Below are 26,551 nucleotides of genomic sequence, written 5' to 3'. Positions count from 1 at the left end.
AAAAAAAGGAGCATTTTTTCGATGAAAACAAAGTTGCCGCAATTACTCGAGTCCGGCGTTGTTGCCGTTATGCGCCGATTGCCAAGTGAACATATTCATCACATTGCCGATGCACTCGTTGCCGGAGGTGTCACCGGACTGGAAATTACCGTTGACTCGGATGATGCATTCGATTCCATTCGCGAACTCCGCGAACGTTTGGGGGACAGAGCGGTTGTCGGGGCGGGCACGGTCTTGGATCAAGAAACCGCTGTCCAGGCGATTCAAGCGGGCGCTGAGTTTATTTTTGCCCCGACGCTTGACCAGGCGACCATTGAGGCAAGCAATCGGTACAATACGATCGTCATCCCGGGGATCTTCACGCCAACAGAAGCATTGCAAGCAAAAAATTGGGGGCTGACCTCGTAAAAGTATTTCCGGCTGATGCTGTAGGTCCCGCTTTTATAAAAGCATTGCAAGGCCCACTCGGCCATATTCCAATGATGCCCACGGGGGGCATTGACCTCGGTAATATTGCCGATTATATACGCGCCGGTGCCGTTGCCGTAGGTGCGGGCGGTTCATTGCTGGATAAAAACTTGATTTTGGCCCGGGATTGGGAAGGCTTAACCGCACACGCGAGGAAGTTCGTCGCTGAGGCGCGGCCGAGGTAACGGGGGAGGGGACGCGAGGGTGCCTTGCGTCCGTCTTTTTCGGCTTTCTTCCTTTCTCGCGGACGCTGGCTGCCTCTTCCGTTCGTCTTTTTCGGCCTTCTCTCATTTTCGGGGACGCTGGATGGCTCTTCCGTCCGTCTTTTTCGGCCTTCTCTCATTTTCGGGGACGCTGGATGGCTCTTCCGTTCGTCTTTTTCGGCCTTCTCTCATTTTCGGGGACGCTGGAGCTCTTCCGTCGTCTTTTTCGGCCTTCTCTCATTTTCGGGGACGCTGGATGGCTCTTCCGTTCGTCTTTTTCGGCCTTCTCTCATTTTCGGGGACGCTGGATGGCTCTTCCGTTCGTCTTTTTCGGCCTTCTCTCATTTTCGGGGATAGCTCTTCCGTTCTTTTCGGGGACGCTGGCCAGCTCTTCCGTCCGCATTTTTCCGCTTTCTCCCATTTCCAGGGACGATGGAGCTGTCCCTAAAAGATTGCCTTGGTGAACTCAATCCGTATAGTATGAATGCCGCCCATTTCTGACGAGTTTGAAACGCTCGCCGAGGGCTTTTATTACCATTTTCTTATCACCACGGAGGGCGCACCATTCACGGATGACAGGCGTGGTTATTTTGCTATCCGGAAAAAGGACTTTGTAATCTTCTGCACTCCGAATAATCCCGGATTTAACCTTTTCGACGTAGCCGCAACGTTCGCAACCAAAACTTTTCCCTCTATGAACCATCATCGCGCCACACTCAACACATACCACTCCTTTCGCCAATCGATCAAAGTCATAATCCGGAAGCTCGGTATGCGGGGACTCCTTTTCATGTAGGGACACTAACTTTTCAGCTAGATGCTCGTGTTTGCGGTTGATCTTTGATGGTTCGTTGTTCAATTTTTTCATATAGCGTTGAAGTTGGGGTGAAAAAACAGCCGGTAGATTGGAGGGGGCATTGTAGAGCATAAATGCAGGGTTGTTAAAAATAAGGAGGGGTTCAACCGGGAGAAAGTTCAGTTTGAGGCGTTGAAGCAATTGGCGGAGAAGATAGTCGCTTCGTTTTAACTGCAGCAACGGATCGTTGATTTCTTTGCCAGGCATTATATACCACGTGTCTTGGTCCGTATAATAATCACCTTCATAATATTTCCCATTAAAAAGATAGATCTTGTTAGAAAAAATAAGCAGTGTGTCGATTTGGAAAAGCTGTTGTTTATGCTTGAGTAATAAGTCATTGACGATTAGGCAATCATTCGTTAAGTCTTCCAGCCAAACATCCAGTTGCCGTTCGCCTTCAAATCCCTTTTCCAGATTTAAATAATACTGTTTATCCGGCAAAGTCATGCGTGGATTCAATAATCGCAAAATTTTTAATTCGTAAGACGGTTCACGTTCTCTTACTATCATGGCATCCGTCCTTTCATAGATTTCTATATAGTATACCAGGAAGACAACACCCGCGCACGTTTACGCGGGTTTCTCTTAAATCCATCCTCGTTCATATTGCGATGGTATATCCAATTTATCGGTTTGATGGACAGCTTGCGCCGCCCTGTATGGGAAATAGGGATCCCTTAACATTTCCCGCGCCATCAGTACGAGGTCAGCCCGGCCGTTACGGATATGATCATCCGCTTGCATCCCCTCGTTAATCAAGCCGACGGCGGCTGTTCGGATATCGGCAGCTTGCCGGATTTTTTCGGCAAAAGCAACTTGATACCCCGGACCGACATCAATGTTTGGATTGGGCGTGTTCCCGCCGGAACTACAATCGATAAGGTCTACGCCTTCTGCTTTTAAGCGTTTCGACAGTTCAATGGAATCATCTAGTGTCCAACCGCCATCGACCCAATCAGAACTGGAAATACGGACAGTGAACGGCAAATCGTCCGGCCATTCTTGTCGCATGATTCGCGCTGTTTCCAAGGTGAAACGAATGCGATCTTCAAAACTGCCGCCATATTCATCGGTGCGCTCATTCGCGAGCGGGGAATAAAAACTATGCGCTAAATAACCGTGAGCAGCGTGAAACTCTATCCATTGAAAACCAGCCTCCCTGGCTCTAACCGTTGCTTGGCGAAACGCGTCCTGAATCTCATGAATCGTTTCTACAGATAGCTCTCGCGGTGTCCGGTGTTTTTCGGAAAACCGAACGGCACTTGGGCCGACAACCTCCCAACCCCTTGATCATCGGGAAGATTCACGCCGTAATCTTTTTGCTTCCATGGTGCATACGTCGATGCTTTTCTCCCCGCATGCGCTAGCTGAATACCCGGAACTGCTCCCTGTTCTTTGATGAATCGGGTCAACCTTTGAAAAGCTTCAATATGTTGATCAGTATAAATGCCCAAATCCTCGGCAGAGATTCGTCCTCGCGCTTCTACTGCCGAAGCCTCGGCAATCACAAGTCCCGCACCGCCTATCGCACGGGAACCGAGATGAACGAGGTGCCAATCGTTAGGAAAACCATCCTCGGCACTATATTGGCACATCGGTGAAACGCCAATTCTGTTTCGCAACGTGATATTTTTAATGGATAATGGTGAAAAAAGATGTGGCATAAGGGGCTCCTTTCTTGTTGATGGCAAACGCGATAGGTGCGTACCGCACGTTTAGCGGCCAAATTCATTATGGCATAAACCCATCCCGGTTGACATAGATCTGCTCGTCAGGAAAAACACGCTGAAACCTTCTCATTAGTTTTTGATAGGCGACCGGGTCGTACCATTTTTCCAAGCCCAGTTCTTCATATTTTTCCCGAATGCCCAAGTTTTCGGTACGTCGTCCTCCGCTGCCGTCACCCATAAAAAAATCATCAATGCAAACGCGGGCCACATATTCCCGCAATAGATCCGGGAACGACCGACTGCTTGGCAAAAGCGGCGCAATGGTCGCCTGGGCCGGCACACCCGCTTCCTTCAGCAATTGCAATGTTTTTAAACGGCCGCGAATCGCCGGCGCATCGGGTGTAAAGTGCTTGCGAATCTCTTCGCGGTCTGTTTCAATCGTCATGCTGACGCGTATTTTATTTTTCAGCCGTAAAAATAAATCAATATCCCTGCGCGCCATTGGACTTCTCGTCTGGACAAACAGAAAATCCGGCGGATCTTCGGCCATTACCTCAAGAAGCGATCGTGTAATGCGTTCTTCATGCTCGACCGGTTGATAAGGATCGGTACTGGAGGACATAAAGATGGTAACTTTGCCCTTTTTCTTGGCACGCGTCAGTTCTTTTTGCAAAAGGTCCGCCGCCCCTTTTTTTACATCGACCCACCTGCCCCACTCCCCTTCACGGAATGTGGAAACAGGCATCTGCCGAACGTAGCAAAAAGAACAGCCGTAGGCACAGCCCGTATAAGGGTTTAACGAATGGGTGTACCCGGACAAAAATCCGGTCCCTTTATTGAGGATTGTCTTTGGGTATTTATAAAGCAGTTCGCTTTGCATTGCGCTTCATCTCCATTGAACTTCTCGTCACTAAAGAAACGGGCGTGCGGTCGTTAATCATCAACAATCGCAGTCCAATTCATATGTGAAATTTTCATCCCGTCCTCATGTCTTATTATAACCGCTAAACATTGATCAATGAACATTATACAGTCATAATAGCAACATATTGAAACGGGAGGATAGCCATGCACTGGGAAGATCACAACGAAACTTTGCGAATTCTTGCACCGAAAGCATTTAGTTTCAAAGAAAACCTCGGCTATCTGGCACGATCAGCCGATGAATGTATGTTTGACATCATCGATGGAAAGATTCACCGGGCATTGGCGTTGCAAAATAAAACCGTCCTCGTTGAGATCAGCGCGGAGAACGACCGGATACTCGAGATCCGCTTCTCGTCGGAGACCACTCCACAAAACAAAAAAGACCGAGAAGAAGCTGCCCATTATATATGGGAATGGTTCGATATGGACACAAACCTAGAGCCGTTTTATCAGCTCGCGAAAGACGATCCGTTATTGTATGCACCTACGGCCCAATTTTATGGGTTAAGAAACGTTGGACTTCCCGATTTATTCGAAGCCATCGCGTGGGGAATTTTAGGGCAGCAAATCAACCTTTCTTTCGCCTATACGCTAAAACGCCGTTTTGTAGAAGCATTCGGGGAGAAAGTGAATAATGATTGGCTTTTCCCTCGTCCGGAAAACATCGCACAACTTGAGGTCGAAGATTTGGCACGTTTAAAAATGACAAAGAAAAAAGCCGAATACCTTATCAACGTAGCCCAACTCATCACCAACAGTGAGTTATCAAAGGAAAAATTGCTTGAAGCAGACTTTAACACAGCTGAAAGGATGCTCGTGAGCATTCGCGGCATTGGCCCCTGGACAGCCAATTACGTGCTCATGCGCTGTTTACGTTACCCATCCGCTTTTCCCATCGACGATGTCGGGTTGCAAAACGCTATCAAACTTATGCTCGGATACGACGAGAAACCCACCAAAGCAGAAATCCGTCAATACGCCGAAAATTGGAAAGGCTGGGAAACGTACGCAACCTTTTACTTATGGCGAATCCTTTATTAAAAGCAAACCGCCCTGTTTCCTATACAGAGCGGTTTGCTTTGCTTCAACACATTAAGCATTTGTCTTGGCCGAGAATTCCTTCATCAATACGGGAGCAATCTGTTTTTTTCGGGAAACAACCCCTTTTAACACAGCAGTGTCATCATTAAGGCTTACATCAAAAGCACATTCCACTTTATCGCTATCATCACCTCTGGCGACGATAGTGGAATCACTATTAAGAATATCGGTAATCACGAACATGAAAACCGATAATTGTTTTTCCCGGATGATTTCATCCATTCTATCGGAAATTAGATCTTTATTTTCAAGCACATCTTCTACATCAACCGTGTTGACTTGTGCAATTTCCAGCTTGTTAGGTCCGACATCGAATGTTTTTGCATCCATAGCTAATAAGTCATCCGGCGTTTTATCGCTCATGTCGGCACCGGCTTTGAGCATTTCCAATCCATAGCTTTCCAAATCTGCATCTGCAATGCTCGCCAGTTCTTTGGCAGCTTGAACATCTTCATTCGTGCAAGTCGGTGATTTGAACAACAATGAATCGGAAATGATCGCAGACATCATAAGCCCTGCCAAATCTTTCGGGATATCCACATTGTTCTCCTTAAATAATTTCAACAAGATCGTGGCCGTACACCCACAGGTTCCGCGCGGTAGTAGAGAGGGGCCATCGTTTCAAAGTTAGCGATGCGGTGATGGTCAATCACCTCGATGACTCTAAAATTTTCCCTGTCGTCTATGCTTTGTTGAGCCTCATTATGATCAACGAGAATGATTTCCTCAACACCCTTTCGAACATCCTCGTCAGCAAAAACAGGCGGTTCAACTTGAAAATAATGAAGGGCATATGCCGTTTCTTTATTTACATTACCGATTCGAACCGGTTGTGCATGAACACCTAGTTGTTTTTTCAAATAGGCATAAGCAATGGCCGAAGAAATCGAGTCTGTATCCGGATTTTTATGGCCGGTCACAAGTACTTTAGACATCCAATAACCTCCTGATATTCCCTTGTCGCGTTTCGACGTTTTGCGAGTATTCCTCCTTAAGAAGAATAACATCTCTCTTCGTAATGGACAATATCCCGAGGTTATAAATTGAACTTCCATCTGGCTCCCGGCATCCGATATCTAACCCACGGAGGTTAAGCCGAGAATTTGGCAATGGTCTTTCGCAAATCATCTGCTTGCTTCGTTAACGTGGATGCCGCTTCTGCCCCTGCGGTAATCATCGTGCTTTGCGATTCACTTGTTGCCGTCACTTGTTGGGCACCTGCGGATGTTTCCTCTGCAATCGCCGCCACTTCCTGTGACTGATGGGACGTCTGTTGAATCGTTTCTCTTTGCTGTCCGACGAGTCGGGTGATCGTATCAACGGTTTTTGCGACATCGGTACAGGAAGATACGAGCTGATCAATCACATGTTTTGTGTTTTTTCCTTTAGAAGCTTCGCTCCCCGATACATCCACTTGTGTTTGAATCTCTTTCGCGACCCGGCTTACATCAGTTTGAATGTTTTTAATCAGCGATGTTATGTTTTGAACAGCGTCCGAACTTTCATCCGCGAGTTTTCTGACTTCATTAGCAACCACGGCGAACCCTCTGCCATGTTCTCCGGCCCTTGCCGCCTCAATGGAAGCATTCAAGGCAAGTAAATTCGTCTGGTCTGCAATGTCCCCGACCAGATTTATAATTTCCTCGACTTTCCGTGCCCCTTCTTCAAGTTTTCCCATCGCTTCCAATGATTGCTCGCTTCTGTTTTCAATTTCATTGATGCCATCCCAAAGAGAAAGTGTATTCTCACGGCTTTTCTTTAGTATTGTCACCATTTCCGTCGATGCTTCTTTTGAAGAAGTCGCTCGATCGTGAACATTATCCGCGATTTTCGTCATATCTTCCATCGATTCGGCGATGGACTGGATTGCTTGTGCCGTATTCTCAGCTCCACTTGCTATCTCACCCACGGTGTCAGTGATCTCTTCCGAACGACTCGCAGCTTCTTGCGACGACGATGATAGCTCATCTGCTTGTGTGTGGGTATGTGTTGAATGTTGATCGATCTCTTGAACGATCGTCCGAAGGTTTTGGTTCATTTTATTAAAAGCAAGGGCAAGTTCCCGCAGTTCATCGTCGGACTTAGTTACGGGAATTTCTGTTTGAATGTTTCCGTCAGCTGTCACCCTCGTAGCATGCGTCACTCGGGCGATCGGTTTTGTAATGACCGGCGCGAGCAGAAAAGCAAATACCGCACTCCAAATCAACCCAAGCAGAAGAACAGCTAATATCATTCCATCTTCGGAAATGCCAAATTGAGCCATGAAGAAATCAGATAGAAAAAAAATAAAAATCGCACTTACACCATATGTAATAAATGATATCCCGGTCACACCCAAAATTAATTTTCTGCGAATTCCAAAACGAAAATGTTTTCTGCCCATAATGTTCACCTTCATCCTTCTTTTTGCCCATATTTTACTTTATTTATGTATAAACGGCAAGTCTATCTGTTACTTTTGTTTTATTTAATTAAACGTTTGATGAAAAAAGAGAGGCGACCGCAGTTTGGCCACCTCTCTCTATTTCAAATGGGTATCTAAAAAATCAACCATTGCTGTATACGCCGTTATTTGATTTTTCATTTTCACGATCCCGTGGCCTTCATCCTCAAAACGGATATAATCGACAGGATGATTTCTTTTCTTGAGGTCAGCGATCATTTGCTCGGTTTCCGCGATCGGAACCCGTGGATCATTGGCACCATGAGAAACGAGTAACGGTGCGGTAATACGATCGGTATAATGAATGGGATCGATTTGATCAAAAAATGCATCGTTTTCTTCAATCGTCCCGTACTCGATTTCACGCAGTTTTCGACGCCAGGGTCCTGTGTTCTCAAGGAACGTGCGGAAACTGGAAATACCGACAAGTGCGATACCGGCATCGAATACATCCGGATGATGAGTGATCGAAGCAAGCACCATGAATCCGCCATAACTGCGTCCGATGACGGCCACCTGATTTTCATCGACCTCCGGTTCTTTTTTCAAAGTATTTGCGATCTCAACTAGATCTTGGACCGAATCCATTCGTTTACGAACGTCGTCCAAATGAATATACGTCCGTCCGTAGCCGCGGCTACCGCGAACATTGGGAGCGCAGACGATATAGCCGAGGTGAACCAAACATTGAATAACAGGGTGATATTCCGCTTTCGTCTGGCTTTCCGGACCGCCGTGCACCCAAAATGCCAACGGAGCTTGCTCATCAAGAATCTCCGGGTTATAAAGAAAAGAAGGAACCTCAAGACCATCAAATGAATGGATTTTATAAAGATCTGGCTTTCGGAGCTTTTCTTCAAAAGACGAAGTTGTTGATGTACAGTAAAGCCTGTTTATTTCTAAACGATTGGTTTCCAACGTCCAAAGGTCTGCGGTTGACGTCGGTCCATTGAAAACAAACGCAAGTTTCGATCCGTCAGCATTAAACGTTAAACCCTCGATCGTTCCCATTCCGACTTCCCAATCAACAATACGATCGTCTTCCAAGTCATACAGCCAACCTCGGTAACTGCCTGCTTCATTCGTCGTATACGCGAGTTTCGTTCCCTTTTGGTCCATCGTCAAATTCCCTGCATCCCAATCATGTTCGCTTAACCACGTAAACTCAAAGCTCTCCATGTCAATTTGGGCTAGTGACTTAAACTCCCGATCCTGATTACTTAAAACATAAAGCGTGTTTCCGTCCATACTAAACCTAGGGTTCGTGTAGGCGGCATGTATCTGTTGGGGCGTGATCCATTTAATGTTACCACCGGCTATATCCAATAAACCGATACAATTATAAAGATTTGTGAACTTTTTCTGCACAAGTAAATGTTTGCCGTCCGGATGCCAAGCCATAATATGATACGTCGCAGCATTGCTCTCGTAAACCTTGTGAATGTTTCCTGTTTCAATTTCGGCAATATAAAGATCATAACAGGCCGGGTGCCTTTCGTTACTCGCCCAAGCAATCCAACGGCCATCCGAAGATGCTCCGCCATACTGATAAATCGCGTCGTCATCAGGAGTCAGTCGATGAAGGGTATGCTGGTCATCCACCATATACAGTTGCTTACGCTCATTTCCATTTGCATCCATGCCGATAATGTGTATATCGGAACCCGGAAGATATTTGACAAACATCACGCGGTCATTCGTGTGGAGCACTTGCGTTTTGCGTCTTGTTGTGAAATCGTACGCCCATAATTGCGGAAGCCCCGTCTCCGCATCGGTGATATACGATAAATTGTTTCCACCCGGTCCAAACGCCGGGCTAGAAACCTTCGCCACTTGTAAAAATTCTTTGATTTTTTCACTATCGAACATTAACAACACCACACTCGACTGTTTCCTTCTATTGTACAACAGTCCCCGACCCGGAGTACATAACGAACGTCGGACTTTACGCTGTACACAGTCACTGTGCATAATGTAAGTTAAAATGAAGCCGCGATGTTAAAGTCGAAGCTTCACACCCCCTTGAAATTTATTGTCTAAAGGAGATCTCTTATGGTAAAAGGAATATAAGGGGATACCGTTATAATAATTAAAGTGTCGATGGGGCGCGATTGATGATCAAAGTAAAACAACACGATGTTTCGCACAAAATTCGTGTGTAACCCTATAAAAATCTGTAAAGTAAATTGCAAAGAAAGAGTGTATGATACAAAACCACCGATCTCGAATTTATCATTCTTTACTTAGGGATTGCTGAACAACTTGCAGCTATCAGCTAAAGCCGGGATGCCGCTTCCATGGCTTCGCTTTCCGCGGACGAACGGTCAAACTTCCTCGTGCAAAACCGGCGCTGAGGGGGCTTGACGCGTCCGTTTTGTTGTCTTCGCCATTGGCAACTCGGTCTATTCACAGCGATATTTTGGCACTTTAATAAAAAAACACCCGCCAATTCCTGAATGAGGAATCGACAGGTGTTTTTCCAACCAATGCCAGGCGACGTCCTACGCTCACGGGGCGTTACCGCCCGATTACCATCGGCGCTGAAGAGCTTAACTTCCGTGTTCGGCATGGGAACGGGTGGGGCCTCTTCGCTATCGCCACCTGACCGTGGGAGACATTCTCCCAAAACTGAATAACGCTTATGCATGAATGCCGGATGTGCATGACCCATTCGTGGATAAACCATTGGACCGATTAGTATCTGTCAGCTTCACGTGTCGCCACGCGTCCACCTCAGACCTATCTACCTTATCGTCTTTAAGGGGTCTCACGGGAAATCTCATCTTGAGGTCGGCTTCGTGCTTAGATGCTTTCAGCACTTATCCGATCCACACGTAGCTACCCAGCGATGCTCCTGGCGGAACAACTGGTACACCAGCGGTGTGTCCATCCCGGTCCTCTCGTACTAAGGACAGCTCCTCTCAAATTTCCTGCGCCCGCGACGGATAGGGACCGAACTGTCTCACGACGTTCTGAACCCAGCTCGCGTACCGCTTTAATGGGCGAACAGCCCAACCCTTGGGACCGACTTCAGCCCCAGGATGCGATGAGCCGACATCGAGGTGCCAAACCTCCCCGTCGATGTGGACTCTTGGGGGAGATTAGCCTGTTATCCCCAGGGTAGCTTTTATCCGTTGAGCGACGGCCCTTCCATGCGGTGCCGCCGGATCACTAAGCCCGACTTTCGTCCCTGCTCGACCAGTACGTCTCGCAGTCAAGCTCCCTTCTGCCTTTGCACACTTCGAATGATTTCCAACCATTCTGAGGGAACCTTGGGGCGCCTCCGTTACCATTTAGGAGGCGACCGCCCCAGTCAAACTGCCCACCAGACACTGTCCCTGAACCGGCTCACGGTTCGAGGTTAGGATTTTCATATCGCAAGGGCAGTATCCCACCGGCGCCTCCACCGAAGCTAGCGCTCCGGTTTCCCTGGCTCCTGCCTATCCTGTACAAGCCATATCAAAACCCAATATCAAGCTACAGTAAAGCTCCATGGGGTCTTTCCGTCCAGTCGCGGGGGACCTGCATCTTCACAGGTCATATAATTTCACCGGGTCTCTCGTTGAGACAGTGCCCAAGTCGTTGCACCTTTCGTGCGGGTCGGAACTTACCCGACAAGGAATTTCGCTACCTTAGGACCGTTATAGTTACGGCCGCCGTTTACTGGGGCTTCAATTCCGCGCTTCGCCCGCTAGGGCTAACGCGTCCTCTTAACCTTCCAGCACCGGGCAGGTGTCAGCCCCTATACTTCGTCTTTCGACTTCGCAGAGACCTGTGTTTTTGGTAAACAGTCGCTTGGGCCTTGTCACTGCGGCTCCCGCAGGCTTGCACCCGCAAGAGCACCCCTTCTCCCGAAGTTACGGGGTCATTTTGCCGAGTTCCTTAACGAGAGTTCTCCCGCGCGTCTTAGAATTCTCATCCCACCTACCTGTGTCGGTTTGCGGTACGGGCACCGTCGGCCTTCCTAGAGGCTTTTCTCGGCAGCGGAGGTGCGGGGACTTCGGTACTTCATTTCCCTCGCGGTCACGCCTCAGCCTTTGCGTTGGGCGGATTTGCCTGCCCAACAGCCTCGGTCGCTTCGACGCGCCTATCCATCGGCGCGCTCGCCCTTCCTTTCTGCGTCCCCCTTCGGTCAAACAGCCTTCGGTGGTACTGGAATTTCCACCAGTTATCCATCGCCTACGCCTTTCGGCCTCGGCTTAGGCCCCGACTAACCCTGAGCGGACGAACCTTCCTCAGGAAACCTTAGGTTTTCGACGGAAGGGATTCTCACCCTTCTTTTCGCTACTCATACCGGCATTCTCACTTCTGTGCGCTCCAGCTGTCCTCACGGTCAACCTTCCCGGCACACAGAACGCTCCCCTACCCAACTCTTCGAGTTGCCACGGCTTCGGTGATGGGTTTAGCCCCGTTACATTTTCGGCGCAGCGTCACTCGACCAGTGAGCTATTACGCACTCTTTCAATGATGGCTGCTTCTAAGCCAACATCCTGGTTGTCTAAGCAACGCCACATCCTTTCCCACTTAACCCATACTTGGGGACCTTAGCCGGTGGTCCGGGTTGTTTCCCTCTTGACGACGGATCTTAGCACTCGCCGTCTGACTCCCGGAGAACAAGTCGCTGGCATTCGGAGTTTGACTGAACTCGGTAATCCTGTGGGGACCCCTCATCCAATCCGTGCTCTACCTCCAGGACTCTTCCCTCCGAGGCTAGCCCTAAAGCTATTTCGGGGAGAACCAGCTATCTCCGTGTTCGATTGGCATTTCACCCCTACCCACCCCTCATCCCCGTCATTTTCAACTGACGTGGGTTCGGGCCTCCAGTCGGTGTTACCCGACCTTCACCCTGGACATGGGTAGATCACACGGTTTCGGGTCGACGTCGACATACTCATGCGCCCGTTTCAGACTCGCTTTCGCTGCGGCTCCGTCTCTTCAACTTAACCTCGCACGTCATCGTCACTCGCCGGTTCATTCTACAAAAGGCACGCCATCACCCATGAATGGGCTTTGACCACCTGTAGGCACACGGTTTCAGGTTCTCTTTCACTCCCCTCCCGGGGTGCTTTTCACCTTTCCCTCACGGTACTGGTTCACTATCGGTCACTAGGTCGTATTTAGCCTTGGGAGATGGGCCTCCCTGCTTCCGACGGGGTTGCTCGTGTCCCGCCGTACTCAGGATCCACGCCGGAGAGGGCGATGTTTCGCGTACAGGGCGCTTACCTTCTGTGGCGGACCGTTCCAAGTCGCTTCCGCTACATCGCCCCTTTGTCACTCCGTATGGCGTGTCCTTCAACCCCGGGCGGACTTGCCGCCCGGTTTGGGCTCGCTTCCGTTTCGCTCGCCGCTACTCAGGAAATCGCGTTTGCTTTCTCTTCCTCCGGTTACTAAGATGTTTCAGTTCGCCGGGTTTGCCTTCATCTGCTTATGGTTTCGGCAGATGATCTTCTCCCATGACGGAGAAGGGGTTCCCCCATTCGGACATCTTCGGATCCACGCATACTTACAGCTCCCCGAAGCATATCGGTGTTCGTCCCGTCCTTCATCGGCGCCTAGTGCCAAGGCATCCACCGTGTGCCCTTCCTCGTTTAACCACTTGAGGCATGGGCCTTTCCAAAAAACGCTCGTTTCTTTTCGACACCCGGTGTGTGTCCATTCAAGCTTTATCGCGTTATTCAGTTTTCAAAGAACGTCTCTTGAGCAGTTGCCCGCTCAAAACTGAATGAAAGCCCAAGCGTTTGCCTCCGGTCCCTTCACCGAGGGACCGGTATAGCTCCTTAGAAAGGAGGTGATCCATCCCCACCTTCCGGTAGGGATACCTTGTTACGACTTCACCCCAATCACCAGCCCCACCTTCGGCGGCTGCGTCCCTAAGGTTCGCTCACCGACTTCGGGTGTTGCCGGCTCTCGTGGTGTGACGGGCGGTGTGTACAAGGCCCGGGAACGTATTCACCGCGGCATGCTGATCCGCGATTACTAGCGATTCCAGCTTCATGCAGGCGGGTTGCAGCCTGCAATCCGAACTGAGAACGGCTTTTCCGGGGATTCGCTCCACCTCGCGGCTTCGCTGCCCGTTGTACCGTCCATTGTAGCACGTGTGTCGCCCAGGCCATAAGGGGCATGATGATTTGACGTCATCCCCGCCTTCCTCCGGTTTGTCACCGGCAGTCAATGTCGAGTGCCCAACTTAATGCTGGCAACGACATTCAAGGGTTGCGCTCGTTACGGGACTTAACCCAACATCTCACGACACGAGCTGACGACAACCATGCACCACCTGTCTCTCTGCCCAAAAGGGAAACCTTGTCTCCAAGGCGATCAGAGGATGTCAAGGCCTGGTAAGGTCCTTCGCGTTGCTTCGAATTAAACCACATGCTCCACCGCTTGTGCGGGCCCCCGTCAATTCCTTTGAGTTTCAACCTTGCGGTCGTACTCCCCAGGCGGAGTGCTTATTGCGTTTGCTTCGGCACTACGGGTATCGAAACCCCTAACACCTAGCACTCATCGTTTACGGCGTGGACTACCAGGGTATCTAATCCTGTTCGCTCCCCACGCTTTCGCACCTCAGCGTCAGGTACAGACCAGAGAGTCGCCTTCGCCACTGGTGTTCCTCCACATCTCTACGCATTTCACCGCTACACGTGGAATTCCACTCTCCTCTTCTGTCCTCAAGTCAGGCAGTTTCCAATGCCATTCCGGCGTTAAGCGCCGGCCTTTCACATCAGACTTGCCTCACCGCCTGCGTGCCCTTTACGCCCAATAATTCCGGACAACGCTTGCCACCTACGTATTACCGCGGCTGCTGGCACGTAGTTAGCCGTGGCTTTCTGGTGAGGTACCGGCATACTCTCGGCATTTCCTCCAAAAGCTGTTCTTCCCTCACAACAGAGCTTTACGATCCGAAAACCTTCCTCACTCACGCGGCGTTGCACCGTCAGGCTTGCGCCCATTGCGGATGATTCCCTACTGCTGCCTCCCGCAGGAGTCTGGGCCGTGTCTCAGTCCCAGTGTGGCCGATCACCCTCTCAGGTCGGCTACGCATCGTCGCCTTGGTAAGCCCTTATCCCACCAACTAGCTAATGCGCCGCGGGCCCCTCGTTGAGCGACGGCCTTCCTAAAGACCGCCTTTCTCCTCCTTCGCAGGTGCGAAAAAGGACTTATTCGGTATTAGCACCGGTTTCCCGGTGTTATCCCCAGCTCAATGGCAGGTTGCCCACGTGGTACTCACCCGTCCGCCACTGGCCTCCCGAAGGTGCAAGCACCTTCGGGGGCCCGTTCGACTTGCATGTATTAGGCACGCCGCCAGCGTTCGTCCTGAGCCAGGATCAAACTCTCCATAAAAGTAGTTCCGCTTCCCACACGGGGAGTGCCGGAAGCACTGGCTTCATTTCTTCATTCGTTCGCTTGGCTTTCATTCAGTTTTCAATGGGCAATTGATGTCGTCGCGTTTCAAAGCGACTCTATTATCATATCACCGCGCAACCTTGATGTCAATACCGATGATTGCTTTTTTTTTGCTTCCGAATCAAGGAATCAACCAGGCTGATTGCAACGGATTACTAATTTATCATGTACACAGAATTTGTGCAAGGGGGTTTATGTTTTTTTATCTATCTTTTCGTCAGATCATATTTCATGCTCTCTGAAAAGGGGACCATCCTCCGGTAGACACTAAATAAAAGTGCATACTTTTCTTCGATCGTACGCTTCACACATCCTTCTAAGGAGTGATCTTGAAGATCTTCATACACGTCCTCCATTTCTTTTTTTAACAAGTAAATGATTTCTTCCGCTTCCTTCTCCTTTAAAGCCATCCCGAACATTGCTATCCCCTCTTTGACAGAATCATTAGTTATATCTTGTCCTTCTTCGCATATATATATCCCAGGTATAACGAATAGATTTTGGTTGTGAGGGGGGATGTACAATTGGCACAATTTTGGGTTTTTAATAGAAGAAAAGGGTCGCAGTACGTTTTTATAGCAGCTATTGCTTTTTGTGCCGCTTGTTTAATTTTGCTGGAAAAACCTTTTATTGCAGTATTCACCGAAGAGGAAGGGCCATCAGCTTTTTCAAGTGCGGAGACCGACGAGCGGGAGGTCGCGCTCACCTTTAATGTTAGTTGGGGCGAGGAGCATGTGGAACCCATTTTGGATACCCTTCAAGAAAAAGACACGACAGCGGCTTTTTTCGTTTCAGGTGTGTGGGCAGAGCGCCATACGGAATTGCTGGAGCGAATGCTTGAAGAAGGGCATGACATTGGAAACTACGGGTTTCAATTTAAGCCATACCCCGACCAAGAAAATGAAGACATGCGCAGGGATATGCGGGAAGGCCATAATACGATCGAGGAAGTAATAGGCGAGTCCCCTGTATTTTTCCGTCCTCCGGCCGGAATATTCGATACGGAAGTGCTGGAAGCAGCCGATCAAATGGGCTATTCCGTCATTCATTGGGGAGCAGACGGTAAGGACTGGCAAAACCCCGGCGTTGACCGGATCGTAGCTAACTTAATGGAAAGCGTCGGTCCCGGTGATGTCATTATGCTTGACGCTTCCGATTCGGCAAAACAAACGGCTGAAGCTTTGCCGAATATTATTGAAGCACTGCAAAACGAAAATTACAATATAACCTCCGTTGAAGCGCTAATGAGCGGTGCGGAAACAGATTTTGAGGAGTTATGAAAGAGCGCGATCGAACCTACTAAGGGTTCGATCTTTCACTATCCATCAAATTCTATGAATTGCTGGAACAAATTGCCGCGATACCCACTAGTTACGTTGCAAACGATGATGCATCATCAATTGATAGGTGTTTGCAAACAACAACGGCGCAAGATAAATCCACAGCCAACTGCTGTCGTTCACTTCAGGAACAATCAGCGCAGGCACCCATTCAATCGTGGTAATGACATACATAAAGAAAAATGCGGAGATGAATGCGCCCCGGTGGGTTTCGCGTTGCTTGAAATATGCGACAACCGCTGCAAAAATGAGCAATAATGTAGGCGTGAGCAAATATCCCCAAATCGTTTCATCCTCGGTTGCATAAGCAAGATAACGAAAATAGAACAAATCAAAGAAAACAAAAGCGATTAAAAAAAGCTGTACCCGGTTCCAGAGCCTTTTCGTCTTAAACAGCGATAAAGCAAGCCGGTTTAACAGCAAGTACGCAAAATAACCCATTTGCGCTACAGCACTTACTGCCGCGCCAACGCCTAATAACCAAATAAATCCAAATATAAAATTCCAAAAGCCACCCTCTGCAAAAAGCGGGTCATATAGCACAGTACCAACGAGCGCGCCGCCAAAGGCACCTACAAGCATCGTCGAAAAAAATAAAAAAACGACTTTTCTGGAGTTCACAAAATCAATCCTCACTTTATCCCGGTGGTAAGCGCCCGATTTGTTTCGACGCCCAGGACGGGGCTAGTATCAGCGTTGTCACAGGACGTGACGGTTTTAGCCGATTTCGTTCCTCAAAGGGGAATCCCTCCTCTGATGGAAGTTCCACTTTAAAATTCCACCATCATTGATTGTATCAATCGATCGCGCAAAACACCAGTCGTTGCATAATTTGTCACGGAATGCTCCATAGTAGTATAGAGAAAGGGGGAAACGGCATTGGGCGTAAAGCGGGCTTTTTTTCTCATTTTGCTCTTATTACTCATGACCGGTTGTGCAGCCTTGCAAAGCCAGGACAGCTCATCCGGGAACGAATCCCGGGAATTTGAAGATACAAAGGAAATGGTCACCGATGTGCTAAAAACCGAGGATGGCAAAGCTGCTTTGGAGGAAGTTTTATCGGACGAAGATATGCAAGCTTCCATTCTCATGGAGCAAGATTTTGTGCAAGATACCGTGCAGACGACGTTAACATCGGAGGACGGACAACAATATTTTCAAGAAGTCATGCAGCAACCTGACTTTCAAGAAAATGTCGCTAACAGCATGCAACAAGAAAATGAAGAGATATTAAAACGCTTAATGAAAGACCCTGAATATCAACAGATGATGATGGAAGTTATGCAGGACCCGGAGATGCAACAAGAACACGTGAAGTTATTGAAAAGCAAAACGTTCCGGGAAGAGATGCAGACAGCCATCGAAGAAGCCTTTGATAATCCTAATTTCCAACAACAGCTTTCCGACTTAATCGAACAGCAACAACAGGGCGGCGATTCCCAGGAGGAAAGCAGCGATAGCGGCGGTAATCAAGAAGATAGCGGAAGTGGCAGTGGTGGCGACGGTGGCTAAGGTGAAACTTCCATCATTAGGGGAGGGGATTCTTTTTTTGCCCCCTCTGACTGGTTTTTAAATTTTGCCATCTAAGTCCGCCAACTCCTGTGGTAACGCCAGCACTAATGCAGCACGGTTGAATTAGGGAGCCACCCTCGTTAAAGACGCTTTTAATGGACAAATAGGATTAAGATTTTCGCACCTTTAAATGGGATTTCTCAAACAGGGGATGCGCTGGGGGGCTCCACTGCGTACTTGAAAACAGAATAAACTTCAATTTGAGGGACGATGGAAGCCTCTGCGTCCCTGAAAACAGAATAAACCTCAATTCGAGGGACGATGGAAGGCCTCTGCGTACTTGAAAACAGAATAAACTTCAATTTGAGGGACGATGGAAGGCCTCTGCGTCCCTGAAATTAGAATAAACTTCAATTTGAGGGACGATGGAAGGCCCTGCGTCCCTGAAAATAGAATAAACTTCAATTTGAGGGACGTTGGAAGGCCTCTGTGTCCCTGAAAATAGAATAAACCTCAATTTGAGGGACGTTGGAAGGCCTCTGCGTCCCTGAAAACAGAATAAACCTCAATTTGAGGGACGTTGGAAGGCCTCTGCGTCCCTGAAAATAAAATAAACCTCAATTTGAGGGACGATGGAAGCCTCTGCGTACTTGAAAACAGAATAAACCTCAATTTGAGGGACGATGGAAGGCTCTGCTGTCCCTGAAAATAGAATAAACTTCAATTTGGGGGACGATGGAAGGCCTCTGCATCCTTGAAAACAGAATAAACCTAATTTGGGGGACGTTGGAAGGCCTCTGCGTCCCTGAAAATAAAATAAACCTCAATTTGGGGGACGATGGAAGGCCTCTGCGTCCCTAAAAATAAAATAAACCTCAATTTGAGGGACGATGGAAGGCCCTGCGTCCCTGAAAACAGAATAAACTTCAATTTGAGGGACGATGGAAGGCTCTGCGTCCCTGAAAACAGAATAAACCTAATTTGAGGGACGATGGAAGGCTTCCAGCAGTGTCCATCATGTTCTTCCGCTCCAATTTGTCCGATGCTACGCTTGGTGCAAACCCGACGGTCAGGGTGTCAACCGCCCCATAGACCGAGATCAGATTTCTGGGAGCAGAGGTCGGAAAAAGCTTTTTTCAGGATCTTCCGGTTTCCGGCTTCCGAAGTCTGATCTCTGGAAAAGCGGCACTTTCTACCGGGATAACATAAGAAGGCGAGGCAACCGTCGGCCTCACCTTCCCATTATTTATTCAAACGGCGATTTTACCCGAGCCCCTTCTTTTCGTTCAATAACATGTGTCGCGATATTTTCATACATTTTTCCGATCGGATGCTCTCTTTCATAAACGGAAGGGGCAAAGTCATCATCGTCGATGGTTGGTTGTCCCAACGGGATCTGGCCGAGCAATTCGACTTTTAGCTCTTCGCTTAGACGTTCGCCGCCACCCTGGCCGAAGACATACTCTTTTTCCCCTGATTTGCTTTCGTAATAGGCCATGTTCTCAATAACCCCTAGCACGCGATGGTTGCTTTTAATCGCCATCGCTCCCGCACGCGCAGCTACAAACGCTGCTGTCGCGTGTGGAGTCGTGACAATAATCTCATCAGACTCGGGCAGCATGGAATGGACATCAAGCGCAATATCGCCCGTCCCCGGAGGCAAGTCCAAAATGAGGTAGTCCAAGTCTCCCCACGTCACTTCATTGAAAAAATTGGTTAACATTTTACCGAGCATAGGACCGCGCCAAATCACCGGGGCATTATCTTCAACGAAGAAACCCATGGAAATGACTTTCACACCATAGCGTTCAACAGGATGTATTTTATCTCCTTCAACGGTTGGGCGGTTTTCAATGCCCATCATATCCGGAATACTGAAACCGTAAATATCCGCGTCAATAATGCCCACTTTCTTCCCTTCGCGAGCAAGTGCCACTGCGAGATTAGCGGTAACCGTCGATTTACCGACGCCGCCTTTCCCGCTGGCAACCGCGATAAAGTTAACCGGATTGTTTTCACTCAAAAGACTACCGTCGTCGTCTTCTTGCGCCTCCGGCTCCCCATGCTGCTGCGTTTCTTCTTTTGAAAGTTCCTCAAATCGCAGCCCTACCTGCGATGCGCCGGCTTCTTTTACAACAGAAACAATGTTTTGCTGCACTTGCATTTGCGCGCCGGTCCCCGTTTTTGCCAGCGCAATTTTCAAGCTCACATTGTCACCGTCTTTTATACGAATATCCCGAACACCATCAGTTTCTACGATGCTTTTTTTCAGGTCGGGATCTTTGATTTGTTTTAAGACATCCATAATGTCTTGCTCTTGTAACACAATAAACACCTTCCTTTGAGGTTGATATCGAGGGATGCCCCCAGTATATCACACCTTGGGAATGGGATTTAATCGAAACGCCTGAATCTTCATTGATCAGCATCAAAATGGCGTGCTAATCCTTGATAAATGGAGGCAGCCATTTGGTCGAGATATTCCTCGTCTTCAAAACGTCCGGCCTCCTCCGGGTTAGACAGAAATCCTGCTTCAATAAGCAAACCGGGGATTTCCGCCGAATCAAGCATATAGATGTTATTCACGCCCGCGGCTTTTCGATTTGTATTTTCCAACTGCCGTGTCAATTCCCCTTGGACAGTTTCTGCCATCATTTGACTTTCCGTAAAGGCCGGATTATAAAACGTCTGTGCACCGCGCCAATTAGAAGAACCCGCGTTCAGATGCAAACTAATGAACAAATCGCTTCCCGATTCGTTAATTAATTGCACTCTTTTTTGCAAATCTTCTACTTTTCGATTGCGTAATCCTTCTGTGGAAGGAGCAGCTAAATCAACATCCTCTTCCCTCGTCATCAGTACGAGAGCACCTGCTGATTGTAAATAATCCCTAAGCCTAAAAGAAATTTCTAATGCCACTTCATCTTCCATGAGTCCTTCCCGGGAACTCGAACCCCCATCGACTCCCCCATGGCCGGGATCGATCACAATTACCTGGCCGCTAAGCGGTAATAAACCACTTGTATTTTCTGACCAATAAGCGGAAAAAATATTATACACACCGACAATCAAAGCAATTGCCAAAAGGGGAAAGGCAAGCCAGATCATTTTCTTCATAAAAAGAACATCCTTTTCGAAGGGATAGTTCATCCTATGAAAAAAGGGACGGGCGTATGCCCGCCTAAAGACGCAATTGCGATTGATTTTTGCCTGTTTTAAAACCGACTTGCCACCAATGTTGCACATAAGCTTCAGCACCACTCGCGATCTGGCCACGGTTGATATGCTCATCTTGAATCCAGTCAACCATAAATGCTTTCAGTTCAGCCGCACGCTGGTTCACCTGTTCTTCATCTTCGGTATTGGCTTGTTGCTTGCCGGTTCTGGCCTCGGTCATTCCTCGTTTGGCCGAGGAGATAAACGTTTCGATCGCCACATCCATGCAAATTTCCTCTAAAAAAGAGTGGCGGAATTGAAAATCAGCACACACGGGGATAAGGTATTTTTCAGTAGCATAGACCATATCTTCCATGCTCAGCGTGTGCAATAACTTTTTCTCCACTTCCCAGTCCTTTAAACGCTTATGCTCTTGAAAAGATACGACTGATCCCATGCTTGCCCCCCTCAATATTAGTGTGAGATTCAACCGAGCGAAACATGTCTGGGAATGGGAGGGCGGTTTATTTAGGGATTGCTGAACAACTTGCAGTTATCAGCTGAAGCCGGGATGCCGCTTCCATGGCTTTGCTTTCCGCGGACGAACCGGTCAAGCCTCCTCGCGCAAAACCGGCGCTGACGCGTCCGGTTTTCCGCTGGAGGCTCGCCATTGCAGCACCGCCCCTCCGTACGTTGCCAGAAGTGCAAGGGTTTTTTTGTTTATAGGATGGATTTCCTTGCATCCAGCTTCGACAACACCAACGGAAAATGCTTATGTGCCAGTCTTTTTCCATTATTCAGCAGTCCCTACTTAAGAAACATTTGGTCAAATCCTTACACTAAAAAAATACAGCCAACACAGGGCATTTTTCCTGAGGGCTGTATCCATCCATAATAACGCTTCGCTCTTAACGCTTTGAGAATTGCGGCGCACGGCGTGCGGACTTGAGTCCGTATTTCTTCCGTTCCTTCATTCTGGAATCACGTGTGAGCAATCCATTTTCCTTAAGCACTTTCCGGTATTCCGGATCAACTTGCAACAAAGCACGTGCGACACCAAGCTGAATCGCTCCCGCTTGCCCGGTGAAGCCGCCGCCTTTCGTTGTGATTTTTAAATCATATTGACCATCGGTGCCAGTTTCCACAAGCGGCTGATGAATGACCGTTTTGAGCGTTTCGTGATCAAAGTAATCATCCATTTCCCGTTTGTTGATCGTTACCTTTCCGTTTCCCGGTGAAAGGAATACCCGCGCAACGGCGTTTTTGCGCCGGCCTGTTCCATAATATTGCAAAGATGCCAATTCAATCCCTCCTTTTTGTTATCCGTGGAGCTCCAAGCTCTCCGGTTTTTGTGCTTCATGTTTATGGTTTGGTCCTGCATATACGTGCAGTTTTTTAAATGTTTGTCGGCCGAGCGCATTTTTTGGAAGCATGCCTTGTACGGCAAGTTCCACCATTTTTACCGGCTTGTTTTTACGCATTTCCAACGCTCGCGTAGATTTTAAAGCACCGGGATGTCCGCTATGGCGATAATACATTTTATCCGTAATTTTGTTGCCGGTAAGTTCCACTTTTTCCGCGTTGATAACAATGACATTGTCACCTGTATCCACGTGCGGCGTGAATTCCGGTTTATTTTTCCCGCGCAAAATGGTTGCAACTTCGCTTGCCAGACGTCCGAGTCTTTTTCCTTCAGCATCGACGACATACCATTTGCGTTCGATTTCACTTGCTTTGGCCATATATGTCTGACGCATTGGGGGATTCCCTCCTTTTTCAATCGCTTTTCTTCTATTTTTTCGTTCATCATCTTCGTAACTCCGGGGCTAGTGGAGGACGAAATGCCAACTAACATCGTATAACAATCGTCCGGCAATGTCAATAATGAAAAATAACCGGATGCCGCGCAGTAATCGCCTTTAAGGGGCGTAATACACCTTCCATAGATACAACCCATGTCCTGGTGCCGTTTTTCCTGCTTCCCGGCGGTCACGGGATTGCAAAATTCGGCCCATATCCTCGACATTGAGGCGTCGCAGGCCGATATCAATGGCTGTTCCGACGATGATCCGTACCATATTGTAAAGAAAACCATTTCCTTGCAAACGAAAGCACCACGCATTTTCCGCTATGTGCATATACGTAGCGCAATCTAACGTCCTCACTTTATTTTGCACAGGCGTGTTACTCGCGCAAAAGGCCGAGAAATCGTGAGTGCCAACCAATAGCTGCAATGATCGTTGAACGGATGCGTGATCGAATGTGTTTTTATATGCGTGATAAACGTAATGACGTTGAAATAAATCATGCTCCGGCCCGACGCGGAGAAAATAACGATACTCCTTGGCCTTCGCATCATGGCGGGCGTGAAAATCGTCAGAAACGGGCACTGCGCTTAACACCTGCATATCCGGCGGCAATACCGAAGCGAATGCCCACGGCCAGCGATCACCCGCAATTTGTAACCCAGAATCAAAGTGAACAACTTGCCCGCGGGCATGCACATGGGCATCGGTGCGTCCGGAGGCGACCACTTTTTTATTTTTTCCTTTATGCAATTTTGTGAGTCCTTTTTCTAGCTCTCCTTGCACTGTCCGCTTCCCCGGTTGCACTTGCCACCCGGAAAAATGAGTGCCATCATAGGCAATCGTTGCCTTCCAACGTACCATAAAGCCGCATCCTTCCTAAAAATCACGTAACAAAGCTAGCACAGCGCCAACGCCTACGACCACAAGACAAGCAACCGTATCTTGCAAGCGCCACTTAAGGACACGCAATTTCGTTCGCCCTTCCCCGCCTCGATAACCACGTGCGTCCATCGCCGTAGCCATATCCTCTGCCCGTTTAAATGAACGGACGAATAGCGGGATGATAAAAGCCGTCATCGTCTCCAGCCTCGTTTTCAATGATCCTTTTGTAAAATCCGCTCCACGTGCTGCCTGGGCCTTCAATATCCGATCCGCTTCCAACAGTAAAGTTGGAATCAAGCGAATGCTAATCGACATCATTAAGGACATTTCATGGGCAGGAAGACCAAACCGCTTAAAGGGTCGCAAGAAAAATTCAAGTCCATCGGTTAAATCAATCGGCGTCGTCGTTAATGTCAACAATGAGGCAAAAACGACGAGCGCCCCAATCCGCACAGCGATGAACACCCCTTGCTCAATCCCGCCGCTATAGATGGAAAAACCGAGAATCGTAAAAAGAACCTGCCCTTCATTCGTAAAAAAAGCATGAAGAAAAAATGTAAAAATAACTAAAATAAAGACCGGTAATAATCCTTTAAGAAAAAATTTTAATGGCACCCGTGACAACAACACAAACGATCCGACAGCTGCCAGCAACGCACTGTAACTCCAAAATTCATTTGCCAAGAAGACGATACCGGCAAGGGCAAGCAAACATAAAAGTTTCGCTCTCGAATCCAATCGATGCATGGGCGATGAAACAGGAACATACTGTCCGATGACGATGTTTTGTAACATGGCTATCCCTCTTCTTTTTCACTTACCCACTGATCGGCAACGACCGATGCCAATGCTTCCGGTTCCAATAGGAGGTTGTCGATATCCCACCCTGCTTCTTGCAAGGCACGGACCATTCGAACCGAAGGCGGGGCAGCCAACCCGATATCGGCTAACAGATCTGCCTCCCGGAAAACCTGTGCCGGTGCACCGCTTATCACCGGCTTTCCTGCGGGTCCCATCACGATAACCTCATCGGCATAACGCGCGGCATCTTCCATGTCATGCGTGACAAGGATCGTCGTTAAGCCATGCCTATCATGCCAGTCTTTCAATAAATCCAATAGCGCCCGGTGGCCGGCGGGATCAAGGCCGGCAGCAGGTTCATCGAGGATCAGCACTTCAGGGTCGGCGGCAAGCACACCGGCAATGGCGACGCGCCTCATTTGCCCACCGCTAAGATTAAAAGGCGAAACAGGAAGCACCTTGTCGCTAATGCCTACAACATCCAAAAGCTCGGGAAGCCGTTTACGGATCCTCTCTACATCTAAGCCGAGATGCTTAGGGCCAAACAACATGTCTTCTTCAACCGTAGCGCCAAACAGCTGATGCTCGGGATACTGAAAAACCATGCCGATTTTTCGGCGCAACGGTTTCACTTCTTTCCGTTTTGATTTTCGATGCAAACGGAAACTGCCACATTGGACCTGTCCCGACGTGGGAAGCAACAGTCCATTGATCAATTGCACTAACGTCGATTTCCCCGAACCGGTGCTGCCCACAAGTGTCGTAAACGCCTTCGATTCGATCATGATATCCACATGATCAAGCGCTTGTTTTTCAAACGGAGAACCAATCATATAAGAATAACTTATATTTTGAAAGGAGATGTGCATAATCGCTCCACCCATTCATGTTCGCTTAGCGATAAATCGCCCAAATGGACGCCTTGCGCTTGTAAGGCTACCTGCATACGTAAAAAATACGGCAACGTAAACGATCGGGAAAGCAAAAAATCAGGGGCTTGGAAAAAGTCATAAGTCGGTTGGTCCCGCGACGTTTTCCCTTGCTCCATAAAAACAACCCGACTTGCTTTAAGCGCTTCTTCTAACTCATGTGTAATCATAATGATCGTAATCCCGGACTGGTTGAGCTCAGCCATCGTTTGCATGACTTCTCCCCGGCCCTTCGGATCCAGCATGGACGTCGCTTCATCAAAAATCATGATCTCCGGACGCAGGGCAAGAATGCCCGCGATTGCCGCCCGTTGCTTTTGCCCGCCCGAAAGACGATGAGGTTCGGCGAATAACATATCTTCGATCCCCGCCCGCTCACTTGCTTCTTCGATACGATCGAGCATTTCTTGGCGTGGGATACCGGCATTTTCAAGCCCGAAAGCAATGTCATCCCGTACGGTGGCAGCGACAAATTGATGGTCCGGGTTTTGAAACACCATCCCTACCGTTTGGCGGATTTGCCATATGTTTTCTTCCTTATCCGCCTGCAAACCCCTAACCATGACCGTACCGCTCTCCGGCTGCAATAGTGCATTCAACATTCTGGCAAACGTAGATTTGCCGGAACCGTTCGTCCCCAACAATGCCACCCATTCCCCTTGATTTATTTGCAAACAAAGGTCTTGTAAAATGAAATCCTGTTCTTCCCGATAGCGAAAATACAGATGTTCACAATGAATCAGGGGCGGCATCGTTCTTCCTCCTATTCTTGCTTCTGCTAAAAAGCTTTTACCGTGTCACGTTACAAGTCAAACCATTCGGAATTAGTCGCCTGCTTGTCCGGAAATCAGACAGCGGAATTCGGAAGATCATTTCTTGAAAATGGTCTCTCCGACCTCTGCCCTCTGAAATCTGATCTCCGGAATTGCTGGCGCTTACCACCGAGACAAATAAAATTGTATCATGCGTCGACTTATTTGTTAACCATAATGCCCATGTAGTTAACAAAAGAAAAAGGACAGCGACTTTGGAATCGTCCTGCCCTCAC

The 26,551-nt window shown here is 48.5% G+C and carries 19 protein-coding genes, 3 rRNA genes and 3 pseudogenes; 4 read left to right on the top strand and 21 right to left on the bottom strand.

Annotation, left to right across the window (positions count from 1 at the left end; translation table 11 throughout):
• The first annotated feature begins 21 nt into the window (after positions 1 to 21).
• A pseudogene (locus HUG20_RS19855) lies at positions 22 to 653 on the top strand (bifunctional 4-hydroxy-2-oxoglutarate aldolase/2-dehydro-3-deoxy-phosphogluconate aldolase).
• A 484-nt stretch (positions 654 to 1,137) separates the two neighbouring features.
• Here HUG20_RS19855 and HUG20_RS01080 read toward each other — a convergent pair.
• The 3 genes and pseudogenes from HUG20_RS01080 to HUG20_RS01070 form a co-directional block, all read right to left on the bottom strand.
• Positions 1,138 to 2,040 (bottom strand): nuclease-related domain-containing protein, encoded by a 903-nt coding sequence (locus tag HUG20_RS01080; protein ID WP_200087047.1) that lies wholly within the window; start codon positions 2,038 to 2,040, stop codon positions 1,138 to 1,140.
• Positions 2,041 to 2,115: 75 nt separating this feature from the next.
• A pseudogene (locus HUG20_RS01075) lies at positions 2,116 to 3,194 on the bottom strand (NADH:flavin oxidoreductase/NADH oxidase).
• Between the two features lie 67 nt (positions 3,195 to 3,261).
• On the bottom strand, positions 3,262 to 4,080 hold the full coding sequence (locus tag HUG20_RS01070; protein WP_200087045.1) for an SPL family radical SAM protein: 819 nt from the start codon (positions 4,078 to 4,080) through the stop codon (positions 3,262 to 3,264).
• 188 nt (positions 4,081 to 4,268) lie between these two features.
• Here HUG20_RS01070 and HUG20_RS01065 point away from each other — a divergent pair, with 188 nt between their 5' ends.
• Entirely contained in the window at positions 4,269 to 5,168 is a 900-nt protein-coding gene (locus HUG20_RS01065; protein ID WP_200087037.1) for a DNA-3-methyladenine glycosylase family protein, read from the top strand.
• Positions 5,169 to 5,219: 51 nt separating this feature from the next.
• Here the strand turns inward: HUG20_RS01065 and HUG20_RS01060 are convergent.
• From HUG20_RS01060 to HUG20_RS01030, 7 genes and pseudogenes are all read right to left on the bottom strand, one after another.
• Positions 5,220 to 6,163: pseudogene (locus HUG20_RS01060) on the bottom strand (manganese-dependent inorganic pyrophosphatase).
• Between the two features lie 155 nt (positions 6,164 to 6,318).
• Positions 6,319 to 7,611 (bottom strand): methyl-accepting chemotaxis protein, encoded by a 1,293-nt coding sequence (locus HUG20_RS01055; RefSeq protein WP_200087035.1) that lies wholly within the window; start codon positions 7,609 to 7,611, stop codon positions 6,319 to 6,321.
• A 138-nt stretch (positions 7,612 to 7,749) separates the two neighbouring features.
• Complete coding sequence (locus tag HUG20_RS01050) at positions 7,750 to 9,540, bottom strand: alpha/beta hydrolase family protein (RefSeq protein WP_200087033.1); 1,791 nt, start codon at positions 9,538 to 9,540, stop codon at positions 7,750 to 7,752.
• 619 nt (positions 9,541 to 10,159) lie between these two features.
• Positions 10,160 to 10,276: ribosomal RNA gene (gene rrf, locus HUG20_RS01045) — 5S ribosomal RNA — on the bottom strand.
• Between the two features lie 68 nt (positions 10,277 to 10,344).
• A 23S ribosomal RNA gene (locus tag HUG20_RS01040) occupies positions 10,345 to 13,265 on the bottom strand.
• Between the two features lie 187 nt (positions 13,266 to 13,452).
• Positions 13,453 to 15,012: ribosomal RNA gene (locus HUG20_RS01035) — 16S ribosomal RNA — on the bottom strand.
• Together the 16S, 23S and 5S rRNA genes form the textbook arrangement of a ribosomal RNA operon.
• Positions 15,013 to 15,281: 269 nt before the next feature.
• Positions 15,282 to 15,494 carry a hypothetical protein gene (locus tag HUG20_RS01030; RefSeq protein ID WP_200087031.1) on the bottom strand — a complete coding sequence of 71 codons (213 nt, stop codon included), beginning with the start codon at positions 15,492 to 15,494 and terminating at the stop codon, positions 15,282 to 15,284.
• A gap of 105 nt (positions 15,495 to 15,599) precedes the next feature.
• On the opposite strand from HUG20_RS01030, the gene HUG20_RS01025 reads away from it, so the two are divergent.
• Positions 15,600 to 16,355, top strand: coding sequence for a polysaccharide deacetylase family protein (locus HUG20_RS01025; RefSeq protein WP_200087029.1), 756 nt, complete (start codon positions 15,600 to 15,602; stop codon positions 16,353 to 16,355).
• An 87-nt stretch (positions 16,356 to 16,442) separates the two neighbouring features.
• On the opposite strand, the gene HUG20_RS01020 is transcribed toward HUG20_RS01025, so the two are convergent.
• Positions 16,443 to 17,036, bottom strand: a complete 594-nt coding sequence (locus HUG20_RS01020) for a KinB-signaling pathway activation protein (RefSeq protein WP_200087021.1) — start codon at positions 17,034 to 17,036, stop codon at positions 16,443 to 16,445.
• Between the two features lie 258 nt (positions 17,037 to 17,294).
• Between HUG20_RS01020 and gerD the strand changes: the two genes are divergently transcribed.
• Positions 17,295 to 17,927, top strand: a complete 633-nt coding sequence (gerD, locus tag HUG20_RS01015) for a spore germination lipoprotein GerD (protein ID WP_200087019.1) — start codon at positions 17,295 to 17,297, stop codon at positions 17,925 to 17,927.
• A gap of 1,246 nt (positions 17,928 to 19,173) precedes the next feature.
• On the opposite strand, the gene HUG20_RS01010 is transcribed toward gerD, so the two are convergent.
• The 10 genes from HUG20_RS01010 to HUG20_RS00965 all read right to left on the bottom strand — a co-directional run bounded on the left by HUG20_RS01010 (position 19,174) and on the right by HUG20_RS00965 (position 26,255).
• The gene (locus tag HUG20_RS01010; protein ID WP_200087017.1) at positions 19,174 to 20,253 is read right to left on the bottom strand and encodes an Mrp/NBP35 family ATP-binding protein; all 1,080 of its coding nucleotides are present in this window, start codon (positions 20,251 to 20,253) and stop codon (positions 19,174 to 19,176) included.
• A gap of 89 nt (positions 20,254 to 20,342) precedes the next feature.
• The gene (gene cwlD / locus HUG20_RS01005; protein ID WP_200087015.1) at positions 20,343 to 21,044 is read right to left on the bottom strand and encodes an N-acetylmuramoyl-L-alanine amidase CwlD; all 702 of its coding nucleotides are present in this window, start codon (positions 21,042 to 21,044) and stop codon (positions 20,343 to 20,345) included.
• A gap of 64 nt (positions 21,045 to 21,108) precedes the next feature.
• Positions 21,109 to 21,540: a DUF2521 family protein gene (locus HUG20_RS01000; RefSeq protein WP_200087013.1), complete on the bottom strand. Its 432-nt coding sequence runs from the start codon at positions 21,538 to 21,540 to the stop codon at positions 21,109 to 21,111.
• 67 nt (positions 21,541 to 21,607) lie between these two features.
• Entirely contained in the window at positions 21,608 to 21,754 is a 147-nt protein-coding gene (locus HUG20_RS00995) for a hypothetical protein (protein ID WP_200087011.1), read from the bottom strand.
• A 237-nt stretch (positions 21,755 to 21,991) separates the two neighbouring features.
• On the bottom strand, positions 21,992 to 22,384 hold the full coding sequence (gene rpsI, locus HUG20_RS00990; protein WP_200087010.1) for a 30S ribosomal protein S9: 393 nt from the start codon (positions 22,382 to 22,384) through the stop codon (positions 21,992 to 21,994).
• Positions 22,385 to 22,402: 18 nt separating this feature from the next.
• The gene (gene rplM, locus HUG20_RS00985; RefSeq protein WP_200087008.1) at positions 22,403 to 22,840 is read right to left on the bottom strand and encodes a 50S ribosomal protein L13; all 438 of its coding nucleotides are present in this window, start codon (positions 22,838 to 22,840) and stop codon (positions 22,403 to 22,405) included.
• A gap of 162 nt (positions 22,841 to 23,002) precedes the next feature.
• A complete protein-coding gene (gene truA, locus HUG20_RS00980; RefSeq protein ID WP_200087006.1) occupies positions 23,003 to 23,752 on the bottom strand; it encodes a tRNA pseudouridine(38-40) synthase TruA in 750 nt (249 codons plus the stop codon).
• A 15-nt stretch (positions 23,753 to 23,767) separates the two neighbouring features.
• Entirely contained in the window at positions 23,768 to 24,568 is an 801-nt protein-coding gene (locus HUG20_RS00975) for an energy-coupling factor transporter transmembrane component T family protein (protein WP_200087004.1), read from the bottom strand.
• 2 nt (positions 24,569 to 24,570) lie between these two features.
• Positions 24,571 to 25,443 (bottom strand): energy-coupling factor transporter ATPase, encoded by an 873-nt coding sequence (locus HUG20_RS00970; protein ID WP_200087002.1) that lies wholly within the window; start codon positions 25,441 to 25,443, stop codon positions 24,571 to 24,573.
• On the bottom strand, positions 25,419 to 26,255 hold the full coding sequence (locus tag HUG20_RS00965; RefSeq protein ID WP_200087000.1) for an energy-coupling factor transporter ATPase: 837 nt from the start codon (positions 26,253 to 26,255) through the stop codon (positions 25,419 to 25,421). Before HUG20_RS00965 ends, HUG20_RS00970 begins: the two co-directional genes overlap by 25 nt.
• Positions 26,256 to 26,551 lie beyond the last annotated feature (296 nt).

The sequence above is a fragment of the Salicibibacter cibi genome (assembly GCF_016495865.1).
GTDB classification, from domain to species: domain Bacteria; phylum Bacillota; class Bacilli; order Bacillales; family Marinococcaceae; genus Salicibibacter; species Salicibibacter cibi.
The sequence above is the reverse complement of the archived record's forward strand: the minus strand, read 5'-3'. Positions and strand labels throughout refer to the sequence as shown.